The sequence below is a fragment of the Ruminococcus sp. AF17-1AC genome (genome assembly GCF_003461385.1).
Taxonomy (GTDB): domain Bacteria; phylum Bacillota; class Clostridia; order Oscillospirales; family Ruminococcaceae; genus Hominimerdicola; species Hominimerdicola aceti.
The window spans coordinates 235675-249201 of sequence record NZ_QTWZ01000001.1; the positions used below are offsets into that span (position 1 = coordinate 235675).

Consider the following 13527-nt stretch of genomic DNA (forward strand, 5'->3'; position numbering starts at 1 on the left):
ATGGCTGCAGATACAAAGACAAATGACGTTGTTCTTGAAATAAACAATATTTCCGTTTCCTTTGACGGCTTTTACGCTCTCACAGAGGTGAGAACAAAGGTCATGCGCAACAGCATACATTTTTTCATCGGACCCAACGGCGCTGGAAAGACCACGCTTCTTGACATAATCTGTGCAAAGACAAAGCCCACCTCCGGCACAGTTATTTTCCACCCCAAAGGCAGAGAAGCCGTAAGGCTCACAGGCATGAAGGAATATAAAATCGTGCAGGAGGGCGTGGGAAGAAAGTTTCAGGTACCATCTGTATTCGTAAACCTCACTGTGGAGGAGAACATGATACTTTCTCTAAAGGGTCACAAGGGCATACTTGATTCTATTTTCAAAAAGCCTTCAAAGGAGGATATGGAAAATATCCGCTCGACGCTTGAACGTGTGGGACTTGAGGATAAAGCGTCAGAACGTGCAGGCAGTCTTGCTCATGGTCAGAAGCAGTGGCTTGAGATAGCGATGCAGCTTGTGCAGAAGCCTGAGATAATAATGCTTGACGAGCCTGCCGCAGGCATGGGTAAGCCCGAAACTTTCCGAACGGGCGAGATCCTAAAGGAGATAAAAAAGGATTGCACTATTATCGTTATCGAGCATGATATGGACTTTGTAAAGCAGGCAGCTGATATCGTAACTGTGCTTCATGAGGGCAAAATGCTCATGGAGGGCAACATCGGCGACATACTTGCAGACAAGACAGTTCAGGCTGTTTATCTGGGAAGAGGAGGCGAGTAAAATGCTAAGCTTGAAAAACGTTGACTCATATTACGGTGAGAGCCGTGTTATAGAAAACCTGAGCTTTGAGGTAGAAAAAGGCGGGATAGTGGGGCTTATAGGCAGAAATGGCGTTGGCAAAAGCACCACTCTCAAAAGCATAATGGGAATTGTAAAGACCCCGAAAGGCGAGATAATATTTGACGGGGAGAACATCATCAAAAAGCCTGTCTATGAGCGTGTAAAGCTTGGCATAGGCTATGTTCCACAGGGACGTGATATTTTTTCACGGATGACAGTTGAGGAAAATATCGAGCTTGGATTGCAGCCAAAGGGCGGTAAGGGCAAGGTGCCTGATTATATATATGATCTATTCCCTATACTTCCGAAGTTTGCAAAGCGTAAGGGCGGCGACCTTTCAGGCGGTCAGCAACAGCAGTTAGCAATTGCAAGAGCCCTCGCAGCAGAGCCGAAGATACTTATTCTTGACGAGCCTACAGAGGGCATACAGCCGTCGATAATTCAGGATATAGGAGCGGCGATACAGAAAATAAACGAGTGGAAAGGCATAACAGTGCTTCTTGTGGAGCAGTATTTGGATTTTGTTCTTGAAAACACCAACAAGCTTTATGTAATGGAAAAGGGCGAGATAGTCTATGCTAACGAAACAAAGCTTGCAGACAAGGACGAGGTACAAAGACTCATGACGGAATAGTATTTTTAGGCAAGGCGGTGATGGAATGTTTGAAAAAGCGGAGATACTTATTGTTGACGATATGCCTGAGCATATAGCCTTTGCAGGCACTATACTGCGAAACGAGGGCTTCGGGGTGCTTGGGGCGACAAGTGCAAATGCGGCTCTTAAAATGACAGAAAAGAGCAAGCCTCACCTTATCCTTTTGGATATCAAAATGGAGGGCATGGACGGTCTGGAGCTTTGCAGGCATTTCAAATCTGATGAGGAAACAAAGGAGATACCTGTTATCTTCATGACTTCTGAATCCGACCCTGCCATGATAAAAAAGGGCTTTGAGCTTGGGTGCTGTGACTATGTTGTGAAGCCGTTCACAAAAGAGGAGCTTTTGGCACGAGTTAAAACTCACCTTGAAATATACAGCAAGCGCAGAAAGCTTGAGGAGGCAAATAATGAGCTTAGTCTGTTTTGTTCGGCAATATCTCACGATCTGCGTTCGCCGCTGAATGTTACGCAGATGTTGGCGGACACGCTGAAAGAAGACATACGAGCAGGCAACACAGAGGACGCATTGAAGATAGCTTCAATGATAGAGGGCAAGACTGCAAAGCTTATCACAATGATAGAACGTCTTCTTAGTTTCTCAAAAATGTGCAGCATCGAGCCGGAATATGAAACGCTTGATATGAATGAATTAGTAAGTGATATCTTCGATGAGTGCAAGTCCGCTGAGCCTGAGAGAAATATAACACTTATTGAGGGTAGTTTGCCGCAAATAAGCGGTGATGATGTGCTGGTGAGAATGCTTGTGAAAAATCTTATGACGAATGCTTTCAAATTCACCCGACACAGGCAGAATGCTGTTATAACAGTGTCTGCGATACCTGACGAAAGCTATGGTGTGATATCCTTCAGAGATAATGGCACAGGGTTTGACATGGCATATGCTGACAAGCTTTTCGGCGTTTTTCAGCGGCTTCATCTTGACGAAGAATACGAAGGCAGCGGCATCGGGCTTGCCACGGCAGACCGCATAATAAAGCGTCATGGTGGCAGGATAGAAGCATATGGCGAGGTTGACAAGGGTGCAGAATTTACTCTGTATTTTCCTAAATAGCTATAAAAGCTGTACTGTTTGTTTGATGCTCTCGGCTGATTTTTTTTCATACAAATGAGAAGGTTAGGCAGCTTTTTTCACGCTGCAATGAACGGCATGGCGGCAAGGGACAAGATGTTCGCTATACTTGACGAGCCGACAGGCAATCTTGACAGCATTAACGAAGCGGTGATACTCAAAGTGCTCCGTGACGAAGGCGCAGGCGGAACAGTGGCAGTGGTTTGGGTGTGCCATGTGGTATATTTTGTTTTTGGCGTTAAGACTATCCGCGAGGAAGAATAATATAGCGGTACTCTCAGTGGGAGTGCCGCTTTTTGATATATCTTTAATAATTATTAACAAAATATCACAAAATTACTCTATAAATAGTTGTATTATTAAATCATATAATTATGACGGTAGAAAATGCCGTTAAAAATAACGGAGGAAAGAATATGTCATACAACGAATTTTTACCAAGCTACTCTATTGGCGACGACTGCTACAAAGAAATACCTTATGTTACCCGACGTTATGGAAAAACCGCTGTTGTTATCGGCGGCAAGACCGCTATGGAAAAGGCTAAGCCTGAACTGCTTGCGGCTCTCGACGGCTCTGACCTTGAGATAACCGACTTCATATGGTATGGCGGCGACTCAAATTATGAGAACATTGAAATGCTTAAAGCTATGCCGGAAGTGCAAAATGCAGATATGGTCTTTGGCGTTGGCGGCGGACGTTCCGTTGATACTGTAAAGACCCTTTGCGACAGAATTGACAAGCCGTTTTTCACTTTCCCGACCCTTGCTTCAAACTGCGCTTCCTGCACGGCAATATCTGTTATCTACAACGCTGACGGCACTTTCAAGGAATACGCTTACCTCAAAGCACCTGCACTTCATACTTTCATCAACACAAAAATAATCGCAGAATCACCTGAAAAGCTTTTCTGGGCTGGTATCGGTGACGCTCTCAGCAAAGAGTACGAGGTGGTCTTTGCCTGCCGTGATAAGGATATGACCCATACGCCTTTGCTTGGCAGAGTTCTTGCAGAGGCATGCACAAAACCGCTTGTATCCTACGGAAAAAAAGCACTTGAGGATTGCAGAGATAACGTTTCTTCAAAGAATATCGAGCAGATAGCTCTTGATATCATCATTACAACAGGTCTCGTTTCAAATTTTACTGTTCACCAAAACAACCCCGACCCAAAGGACGATTACTATTATAATTCATCTCTTGCCCACTGTGTTTACTATGGCGCTTCGCTGTTTCCAAAGTGCGAGCATGATCACCTCCACGGAGAGATAGTTTCATTCGGTGTGCTTTGCCTGCTTACGTATGACAAGCAGTATGAAGAACGTCAGCGCATTTTTGAGTTCAACCGCAGTATAGGTCTGCCATGCACATTAGGAGAGATAGCTCTGACAGAAGAAGATGTCCCAGCCATTGCACATAAGGCGGCAAGCGTTGTTGAGTGGACTTATGTTCCTGGCGAGCCTTCGGAAGAAAAGTTTATTAAGGCGATACTTGATACTGATAAGGCAGGAAAGGAATTTCTAGCAAAGAGAATATAAGCGCCTTTCCTTTAATAACATCAATAAAAATGATGCTTTGGTCATTAGATCAAGGCATCATTTTTTTATGCAATGTTAATAAGAGATAAGCTCATTAAAAAGCTTTACAGCAAATCTGTCTGTCATTCCTGCAATGAAATCTATTATTGCCTGTGCATAGATCAAATTTGTTTCTAGGCTTCCATATATTTTTATGTTTTCACAATTCAAAGCTTCGGATCTTAATTCTCCGGCGGGTACAATATCAGTAACACAATATTTTGCAAGCCATTTTTCAAAAGAAGATATAAGTAAAGGGTAATATCTTTTTGCCATATCAAGTGATTCAAAAGAATGCTTTCCGTCATATAGTTTGTACAACGTTTCAAAGATCTGCGATAAAACCAGCTCAGAATACTTTTTGAACGCATCAAAACGCTCGTTGTTATATATCTTATCGTAGTTGAATTTCTTTATGGTATTCAACTGCGCAAGAAATTTATCGCTAAGGCATATACCTTTTTCGGGAGAGCTGTTCTGACATACGTCAATAATAAGATTATGCATTATTACTGTTGTGTTGATAGCGTTTATATCGTTTGCCTGTGCCATTTTTTTCAGAGTATGCTTCGCTTCGTCGTCAATAAAGCCTAACTGAATTGCATCCTCGATATCCCGTCCGACATAAGCTATCTTGTCAGATAATTTTACAACGCACCCCTCCCATGTTACAGGTGCATACTGACCTGCTTCCTTAAAATCTTCTTCTAATGATATAAATACTGTTCTTGGCTTTGTTCCGTTTTCATCGACCTCACCGCAATGCGAGATTATTCCGTCACGGACCGCATATGTCAGATCAAGATTTTTGTAATCGTTGTAATTGTCAGCCAGCAGTTCAACTTTATCTACAAAATATAATCCGTTTTTTTCATGCCAGAATTTCATATCTTTAGAAATATAATTCTGGCAAAGCTTTGTTAGAATAGTTTCACCATGATGCCCAAATGGAGCGTGACCCAGATCATGCCCCATTGCTATCGCCTTTGTAAGCTCCGTGTTTAAACCGAGATTACTTGCAATAGTGCTGCTGACAGATTCAACATGAGCAACGTGTTCCATTCTTGTGCAGATGTGGTCGTTATCTATATTATAAAACACTTGGGTTTTATGCTTCAACCGTCTATATGCTGTGGAATGAAGTATTCTTGTGTAATCTCGTGCAAAAGGACTTCTTACATCATCTGCTCTGTTGTATAACGCCGAGGAACGAGCAGTTAATTTCTCCCAATTTGCATTTTCAGGAGTTGCTGCAACCTCTGAAAATGGTCTGTCCGCTTTATTTGTCATAAGACACCTCCTATAATTTTTTTAATGCTTTTCTGATATATGTAAAAAAATTATTCGTTAGCTATTTTCAGTATAGCACATTCTGTTGTGCTAAGTCAAACGCTATTCACACTTTGTTTTTTTTATCAAAGCCAACTGCCTGTCCACCCTCTCCTTGATTTTCCTGCGAAAATCATATGGCGAAAGCACCTCAACCACAGGTCCGAATGACAATAAACGTATTATTATCTCATTTTCATTCTGCTCATCATATTTAATAGATACCATACATTCACCGCTGTCCTCATCAAAGACCGACTCTTTTTCAAGCTCTGCAAATTCAAGCATAAAACGATTTACCGCATTTCGCTCGTTAAGTATCTTTATTTTTGCCTGCTTTTTCTTGTCTGTGACAGCTAAAAAGCTCTCAGGCGTTATATCCGTCAGCTTAGTGAGTGTTACCTGCGACAGATTTATAATTCCGCTGTCCACCATTCTGCGCTTTTGGTATCGGTTCACATATACCCTGAACTTGTTGTTTTTGGCAGAGTATTCGATTTTTGTGGGCAGAAAATAGTGTGTGATGCGGTTGTCTTTTCTTGTCTGAAAGCTTATTCTGATAAGCTTTTTGCCATGGATAGCCGAGAGTATATCTCGAAAATGCTGTATGTATTGTGGGTCATGAAAATCATCACCGTCAGAATATTGGTCAAAGCAGGTCAAAAAGTTTCTCTGATATAGCTTTTTCGCACCAAGCAGTTCCGCCAACTGCGACTTTTGCTCAGTGTCAAGAAACAGACCGCTTCTCGGGTCGCTTAGCACCGCACAAAGCCACGCTTTTTCAAGTGCCGTCAGCGGGATATGAGGCTCTTTTTTCAGGATAGATCTGTATACGCTGTCCTCTTTTTTCAGCAAGCCATATCCGCCCTCGCCTGTGAGCTTAGGTTCGAGGAAAAGAACACTTTCAGAAAAGCCGTTCTGCCTGATGATATCTGTTATCTCAGCCTTTGTGACAGTGCGCTTTTTCAGTATTTTCTCCGTTATGCTGTAATAGGTGCTGTATATTTCCGAAAACAGTTTCATTCGTAAGCACCTCCGTATATTTCATAAAGCCTTGCAATATCTGAATCAAATTTATCCTGCAATTCCTCGTTTGTTGTTTCAAATGCCGCTATCCTGCCGATGAACGTTTTTATCCATGGGAAGGCTTCGTTAGCGTCAAAAAGGTCAATGTCAAAGGAGTAAAGCCCATTTGATATCTTTGCGACAGTACCGTTTCTTTTTTCACGCTCCAAACGTTTTACCACAAACATTTCTTTCGTTTCGTCTACCGCTATTTCCATGTGAATATGCTCTTTTTGTCCGTATCTGCGTGATTTTCCGAAGCTAGTTCCCCATAAAAACCTGCGGTTGTCCTCATAATATCTGTAATATGTATCATAGTCAGCTACCACATCAAGGGGAGTCACTTTCACTATGGAATCCACCCTTAAAGACATCAAACGTTTCTGCTTTGTGAAATACATGATAAGATAATTTCTTCCTGTCTGCACCGAGCAATGTATCTTCAGCACAACGGCTGTTATCTCGTGCTTTTTGTCGTTCTTTCGGCTTACGCAGGATAGCAGAACAGCCTTTTTCTGCTCCATTGCCCCCATGATATCAATGAGTATCTCATCATCAAGAGTATGCACCATGTAAGCGTGCTTACGCACAAAAATATTATTTTTCGCACCCAGCTTATTCATGATAAAGCTGCCCACCACGCCAAAAGGATTTTCCTCAGAGAAGAATTTTATCATATCCCCCAAGCCCTTATACTTGCTTACAATATCATCTGCATAACAATCGGTTTTGGTGTATAGGATATTTCTTCCGCTTTTGACCTCCGACACCAAGCCCTCTTTTACATATTCCTTTAGCTTGATACGGATTATCTGCACGTCTATTATCATGCCGTAGTTTGCAGAAATATAGTCTGCTATCTCTGATACCGACATGGCGTTATCTTCAAGAGCGTCCATTAAAATAAAGTGCAGACGGATATCATTGTCCGTAAAGGTCTTTGAACGATAGCACTGATACAGCGGGTTTTGAAAAATGTTCCCCGAATCCACCTGCACAGATACTTTCTTTTTGTGACCCTCCAAAGAGGTGTGAACGTGGTCTGAAAGCCAGCTTTCTATCCTGCGTTTTTCGTTGTCATAGGTGCGCTTGCTTTTTGCGTCAAAGCTTTCTCTTGTGTGAAATCCAAAGATATAGAAATCACGCACATATTCTCTTATCTTCTCAAAATTCTTTATAAGTTCAGAATATACCGCCATTCAGAACACCTCCTTTGATAACATTATACCAAATCTATACTCCCATTGCAATACATAACAAAACCTCGCACCTTTTTTTATATGATTATTTTGTATCTATCTGCTATAATACATACAACAGCAAAAGTAGGAGGCGCACAAAATGTTTGAATATTATGATAAAGATAAAATGCTAGTACCGATCAAGATATGGACAGAGTCTATAGACGATATCGAGGAAAGCTGTCTTGAGCAGGCGATAAACCTTGCAAATCTTCCATTTGCCCACGACCATATCGCATTGATGCCTGATACTCATACAGGAAAGGGAATGCCTATAGGCGGTGTGATAGCCTGCAAAAATACGGTAATCCCAAATGCAGTTGGCGTTGACATCGGCTGTGGAATGGCATTCGTGCAGACAGATATCCCTGTGAACATTCTTCGTGACACTGTAACAGGGAGCGGCGAGCTTATAAAGGTGATAGTAGGAAATATACTCCGTACTATCCCAGTGGGTTTTAGTCACTACGGCAAGCCGCAGGCTTCTGCCGTGCTTGATAAGGCGCAAAGCGAGATAGAAAGATACAATGCTGACAGCGAATTGCTGAAATTTATCGAGCAGGGATATTATTCCGTTGGCTCACTGGGTGGTGGAAACCATTTTATTGAGATACAGGAAGACGAAAACGGCATGGCTTGTATAATGCTCCATTCGGGAAGCCGAATGTTTGGCAACATGATAGGGCAGTATTTCAACAAGATAGCCCATGAGATGAATGACAAGTATTTTTCAACTGTTCCCTCAGAGTATAATTTGCCGTTTCTTCCTGTGGATACAGACGAGGGTCAGAGATATCTCAACTGGATGAACCTTGCAATGGACTTTGCTTTTGAAAACAGAGAGGTAATGCTTGAAAAGGTAAAGCATATTTTCACAGAGCAGGTTGAGAAGTATACTGGTATCACACCGAACTATAGTGACGAGATAAACTGTCACCATAACTATGCCGCACTGGAAAATCACTATGGAGAGAACGTGTGGGTACACCGCAAAGGCGCTATCCATGCGGCAGAGGGGGAAGTCGCTATAATCCCAGGATCTATGGGCTCAAACAGCTATATAGTCAGGGGCATGGGCAAGTCTGAAAGCTTTTTGACTTCTTCTCATGGTGCAGGCAGAAACTATTCACGCACAGGCGCAAAGGAGAAATTCTCCGTTGAGTCTGTTATGGTAGACCTGAGGCAAAGAAACGTGGTGCTTGGAAAGACCAGTAAGAAAGACGTGGCTGAGGAGTGCCGCTTTGCTTACAAGAATATAGATGTTGTTATGAAAAATCAAAGTGACCTGACCACGCCTATAAAGAAGCTTTTCACAGTGGGCGTTGTCAAAGGATAGGAGGTAATTTATATGAAACTTGCAACTGCATTGGCTGAACGTTCTGATATCCAGAACAGAATAAACACGATCTCAGTCAGACTTGACAATAACGCAAAGGTGCAGGAGGGCGATGTTCCTGCGGAAGACCCAAAGGCTCTTATGGAGGAGCTTGACAGACTGATAGTCCGTCTTGAAGATCTGGTGGCACGGATAAATCTTACAAACAGCGGAACAGTATACGAGGGCAAGACTATCACAGAGCTTCTTGCACATAGGGATTGCCTGAAAAAGAAGGTAAGGGTATTGCGGAATTTTCTGGATACCGCAAGCAGCCGTGTCACAAGAATGACAAGAACAGAGATAAAAATAGTCAGCACTGTGCCTGTGACAGAGATACAAAAAACGGTTGACGGTCTTTCAAAGGAACTGAGAAATGTGGACGAGAAAATTCAGGAGCTGAACTGGACAACAGAACTGGTGTGATGAAATGGGTGGGATATCTACAGGGTGGATGTATCTCTATCAGCAGAGAATGTGCTGATTATGGACAGAAACTTCGGGCAGGTTTCAGAGGTTCAAGTCCTCATTTGACAACGCATTGCCAGCAACGTAACATGCGTATCGTAACAAATTTTTATTACCACCTTGCATCAACTGTAGATAGGGTAGGGATATGAAAATCGGCATGACCTTGATTTGGTCGTGCCGATTTTTTTATGCAATGTGATCAGAATATTTCGTAAAATGTGCAAATGCTCAAAATATTCCCTCATAAAATGTGTGAAATCAAAAATAATTCACTCATAAAATGTGCAGAGACCACCGCAATCGCCTATTTTACGCCCTTTTACTCTTCATGTGCAAGAAGCCTTTTATAGCTGCGGTCAATGCCTATTGCCCCAAGGGGTGCTGTGATAAGGATCGCAAGCACAGCCACAGAAAGCACTATCTTTCCGCAGGGCAGACCAAGTGACATCGGCACTGAGCCGATAGCCGCCTGAACTGTCGCCTTTGGCATATATGCCGTTACGCAGAAAAGCTTTTCTTTAAGGGTCAGCTTCGTGCCGAGCAGGCATATCCATACACCAACAGCTCTGAAAATAAGCGCACCAAAAATAAGAAGCACAGCCGCCACACCTGCCGTAAGGGTGTAGCGTATATCCACTGCCGCACCAACAAGGACAAAAAGCACAGCCTCAGCGGCTATCCAAAGCTTGCCAAACTTTTCTGAAAGCCTTGCAGACACGCTTTTGTCAGCCTTTATTTTTATCACGCAAGCCATTGCCACAACTGCAAGAAGTCCCGATACAGCCACATAAGGCTTCAAAAATGTTTCCACTGACATGAGCAGGAACGCCAAGCCCAAGATAGCGATGACCTTTGTGCTGTTTCTTATTTTGTTACCTTTGCGGTAGGATATCTCAAAAATATAGAAAAGCACAAACCCTGACAGCGAGCCGAGAAGCACTCCGAGGATTATTGACACAGGGATATTGAGAAGATCCGTCGCCTTTGCAGAGCCGCCCTGCGCCATTGTTACGAATGTGGAGAACAGCACGATAACGAAAATATCATCGCATGAAGCTCCCGCAAGTATCATTTGCGGTATGCTTTTTTCAGTGCCGTATTTTTCTTCCATAAGCTTCACCATTCTCGGCACTACCACCGCAGGGGATACCGCACCAAGCACCGCACCCATAACAGCGGCTTCCGTGTGGTTTATCCCAAGAAGCAGCGGAGCAAGAAGAAAATATCCAAGTATCTCAAAGCTTGCAGGCAGAAATGACATCATGACCGCAGGTCTGCCCACTTTTTTAAGGTCAGACAAGTTCAGGGATAGTCCTGCTTTGATAAGGATAATGATAAGGGCTATCTGCCGAAGCTCTGAGGATATGCCAAGTATCTTAGGATCCAGCAGATCAAGAACGTAAGTGCCTGTGAGAATGCCCGTTGCGAGCATACCGATTATCCTCGGCAGACCGATAGCCTGAAAAATGGTGGCGGCTGACAGCCCCACAAGAAAGATCACAGCCAGTGAAAATAACATAATTATACCTCCCAAAAATCAAAAAAAGCTGACAACTCCTGCGTAAAAAACAGAAGTCATCAGCTTAATAAGCGGTTTAGGTTTCCCAGGGGAGAACATCATTCCCCTATATGAGATTTTACTATTGTATTTTACCACATTGCCGTGATAATGTCAAGTGCTTAACAGGTCTGCGGCTGAACTTTTTTCATTTTTGTGGTCTGGCGCTGAGCCATAACAAGCTTGTAGTATACGCCTTTTTTCTGCATAAGTTCAGCGTGAGTGCCGAACTCTGCAAGTCTGCCCTTGTCAAGGACGATAAGCCTGTCGGCGTTGCTGAGGGTGGAAAGTCTGTGAGCAATGGCAATTGTCGTCCTGCCCTTTGTGAGCTTGCCCAAAGCGTCTTGTATCTGCTTCTCCGTCTGAGTGTCAAGAGAAGCCGTCGCCTCGTCAAGTATTATTATCTTAGGGTCATGGAGTATCGCTCTTGCGATGGCAATTCTCTGACGTTCGCCGCCCGAAAGCTGATAGCCCTTGTTGCCCACTCGGGTGTTGTAGCCGTCAGGGAGCTTTGTGATAAAGTCATGTGCATTCGCAATTTTCGCTGCCCTTATTACCTCCTCAAAGGTAGCGTCAGGCTTTGCATATGCTATATTTTCAAGTACGTTTCCGTCAAAAAGGAAAGTTTCCTGCAACACCACGCCCACCTGTGAACGCAGGCTGTGCTGTGCAATATCCTTTATGTTCACGCCGTCAATGCGTATCTCTCCCTGCGTGCAGTCATAAAGTCTGAGAATAAGATTTATCATTGTGGATTTTCCCACGCCTGAGTGTCCCACAATGCCTATCATCTCGCCTTTATTTATCTTGCAGGTTATGTCTTTCAGCACAGGATTGTATACCTTGTAGCCGAAATAAACGCCGTCAAATTCGATATCGCCTTGAATGTCAAGGTCAATAGGGTCATCGCAATCACGAACGTCAGTGTCCTCGTCAAGTATCTCAAAGACCTTGCCTGCGGAAACTGAAGTGTCCGCAAGATTTCTCGGTATCTGTATGAGCCAGCGTATAGGCTCGTAAAGCATTGCAACGTAGGTGGTGAACTGTATAAGCTGACCTAATGTCATGGTGTGGTTGAGAATCATGTTTCCGCCGAAATACAGTACGAAGAAGTTACCAATGGTGAGGATAAATTCTGAGGCAGGAATGGTGAGATACCACATCATTTCTGCACGAACGCAGCTTTTCGCCCAGCGTTCGGAACATTCTGTGTAGCGCTGTATCTCTCTTATCTCGTTGCCGTAGGACTTTACAACTCTTATGCCGTTTAAAATATCATGCAAAGTTTCTCCATGAGAAACGCCGTTTTTCCATACCTTTGTGTAGCGTATCGCCATGGCGTCAAAAAGCTTTTGCACTATTATGAAAACTATCGGCACAGGCAAAACTGTCATAAGCGCAAGCCGCCAGTCCATGATAAAAAGCAGTATGCCTATTATCACAAGTGAGAGTATTTTTACTATGGCGTCCTTGCCGTTTGCAGTGATGAAGTCCTCAAGCTTTGCGGCGTCGCTTGAAACACGGTTGATAAGCTCGCCTGCTGTTCGCTTTGATATGGAGTTCATGGAAAGCTGCTGTGACTTTTCAAATATCTCCTGCCTAAGGTCACGTCCCAGATTGAGCGCCACCTTGAAGCTGTTTTTCATGTTGAAAAACTCAAACACTCCTGCCAAAAGCAGCAGGGTGACGATAGTGATGATAACTCCTGCAAGGCCTGCCCAATGGGTGTTTTTCGGGGTAACATACTTGTCAATTATAACTCTGTCAAGATATGGCGCAAGCACCCATATAAGCTCGGAAAGTATCGTGCATATAACTGCGATCGCAAAATATTTCTTGTATGGAGCAATGCGTTTTATGAGCTTGACCATTGTCTTGCCCTTGCCTGTGCAGTAGATACATTCCTTTGCGCCCTCCAGTGGCAGACCGCATTTGGAGCATACAGGCTCTTCCGTGTCAGTTATCTCCATAAGCTCGCCTGTGCGCAAACAGTGGTCAAGAAGCTTCATAAGCTCGGCGTATCTGAGAAACTGATCCTGTGAAAAGCCGCAGAAGCAGATAGTTTCACCGCTTTTCAGCGTTCCCTGAGCCATTGAAGTGCCTATCTGCTGTTTGCACTCAAACTCGGAGAAATCGTCTATGCTGTATTCAAGTGTTATCTCACTGCCGTTGTAAACGTATATTTTTTCTTTTGTCACGCAGAAATGTCCGTCCATTTTCTCGCCCTTACAGGTGAAGTTCGCAGGCAGGGAGTAAACAATGTCTGCCGGGGCATTCTGTGGCAGGGAAGTTTTTAGATCCATATTTTCACACTCCTTTCAGT

General features: G+C 43.5%; 12 protein-coding genes and 1 riboswitch. Of the genes, 7 read left to right on the top strand and 5 right to left on the bottom strand.

What is annotated here, in order from left to right:
- The 5 genes from urtD to DWW81_RS01035 all read left to right on the top strand — a co-directional run bounded on the left by urtD (nucleotide 1) and on the right by DWW81_RS01035 (nucleotide 4126).
- On the top strand, nucleotides 1-780 hold the full coding sequence (urtD, locus tag DWW81_RS01015) for an urea ABC transporter ATP-binding protein UrtD (RefSeq protein ID WP_117876783.1): 780 nt from the start codon (nucleotides 1-3) through the stop codon (nucleotides 778-780).
- Between the two features lies 1 nt (nucleotide 781).
- Entirely contained in the window at nucleotides 782-1474 is a 693-nt protein-coding gene (gene urtE, locus DWW81_RS01020; RefSeq protein ID WP_117896372.1) for an urea ABC transporter ATP-binding subunit UrtE, read from the top strand.
- 25 nt (nucleotides 1475-1499) lie between these two features.
- Nucleotides 1500-2570 carry a response regulator gene (locus DWW81_RS01025; protein ID WP_117896374.1) on the top strand — a complete coding sequence of 357 codons (1071 nt, stop codon included), beginning with the start codon at nucleotides 1500-1502 and terminating at the stop codon, nucleotides 2568-2570.
- A 54-nt stretch (nucleotides 2571-2624) separates the two neighbouring features.
- Nucleotides 2625-2852: a hypothetical protein gene (locus DWW81_RS01030; protein ID WP_117896376.1), complete on the top strand. Its 228-nt coding sequence runs from the start codon at nucleotides 2625-2627 to the stop codon at nucleotides 2850-2852.
- Between the two features lie 110 nt (nucleotides 2853-2962).
- The gene (locus DWW81_RS01035) at nucleotides 2963-4126 is read left to right on the top strand and encodes an iron-containing alcohol dehydrogenase family protein (protein ID WP_243004726.1); all 1164 of its coding nucleotides are present in this window, start codon (nucleotides 2963-2965) and stop codon (nucleotides 4124-4126) included.
- A 75-nt stretch (nucleotides 4127-4201) separates the two neighbouring features.
- Here DWW81_RS01035 and DWW81_RS01040 read toward each other — a convergent pair whose 3' ends face one another.
- The 3 genes from DWW81_RS01040 to DWW81_RS01050 all read right to left on the bottom strand — a co-directional run bounded on the left by DWW81_RS01040 (nucleotide 4202) and on the right by DWW81_RS01050 (nucleotide 7758).
- Nucleotides 4202-5455 carry an HD domain-containing protein gene (locus DWW81_RS01040; RefSeq protein WP_117896499.1) on the bottom strand — a complete coding sequence of 418 codons (1254 nt, stop codon included), beginning with the start codon at nucleotides 5453-5455 and terminating at the stop codon, nucleotides 4202-4204.
- Nucleotides 5456-5557: 102 nt separating this feature from the next.
- Entirely contained in the window at nucleotides 5558-6517 is a 960-nt protein-coding gene (locus tag DWW81_RS01045; protein ID WP_117896380.1) for a WYL domain-containing protein, read from the bottom strand.
- A complete protein-coding gene (locus DWW81_RS01050) occupies nucleotides 6514-7758 on the bottom strand; it encodes a WYL domain-containing protein (RefSeq protein WP_117896382.1) in 1245 nt (414 codons plus the stop codon). The genes DWW81_RS01045 and DWW81_RS01050 overlap by 4 nt, the downstream gene beginning before the upstream one ends.
- Nucleotides 7759-7900: 142 nt before the next feature.
- Here DWW81_RS01050 and DWW81_RS01055 point away from each other — a divergent pair, with 142 nt between their 5' ends.
- Together DWW81_RS01055 and DWW81_RS01060 are read left to right on the top strand one after the other, a co-directional pair.
- Entirely contained in the window at nucleotides 7901-9136 is a 1236-nt protein-coding gene (locus tag DWW81_RS01055) for an RtcB family protein (protein ID WP_117896384.1), read from the top strand.
- Nucleotides 9137-9148: 12 nt separating this feature from the next.
- The gene (locus tag DWW81_RS01060; RefSeq protein WP_117896386.1) at nucleotides 9149-9601 is read left to right on the top strand and encodes a DIP1984 family protein; all 453 of its coding nucleotides are present in this window, start codon (nucleotides 9149-9151) and stop codon (nucleotides 9599-9601) included.
- Nucleotides 9602-9965: 364 nt separating this feature from the next.
- Here the strand turns inward: DWW81_RS01060 and DWW81_RS01065 are convergent, their stop codons facing one another.
- Both DWW81_RS01065 and DWW81_RS01070 read right to left on the bottom strand, forming a co-directional pair.
- A complete protein-coding gene (locus DWW81_RS01065; protein WP_117896388.1) occupies nucleotides 9966-11165 on the bottom strand; it encodes a cation:proton antiporter in 1200 nt (399 codons plus the stop codon).
- A gap of 43 nt (nucleotides 11166-11208) precedes the next feature.
- A riboswitch (Fluoride riboswitch) is annotated at nucleotides 11209-11280 on the bottom strand.
- Nucleotides 11281-11326: 46 nt separating this feature from the next.
- A complete protein-coding gene (locus DWW81_RS01070; protein WP_117896390.1) occupies nucleotides 11327-13507 on the bottom strand; it encodes an ABC transporter ATP-binding protein in 2181 nt (726 codons plus the stop codon).
- Nucleotides 13508-13527 lie beyond the last annotated feature (20 nt).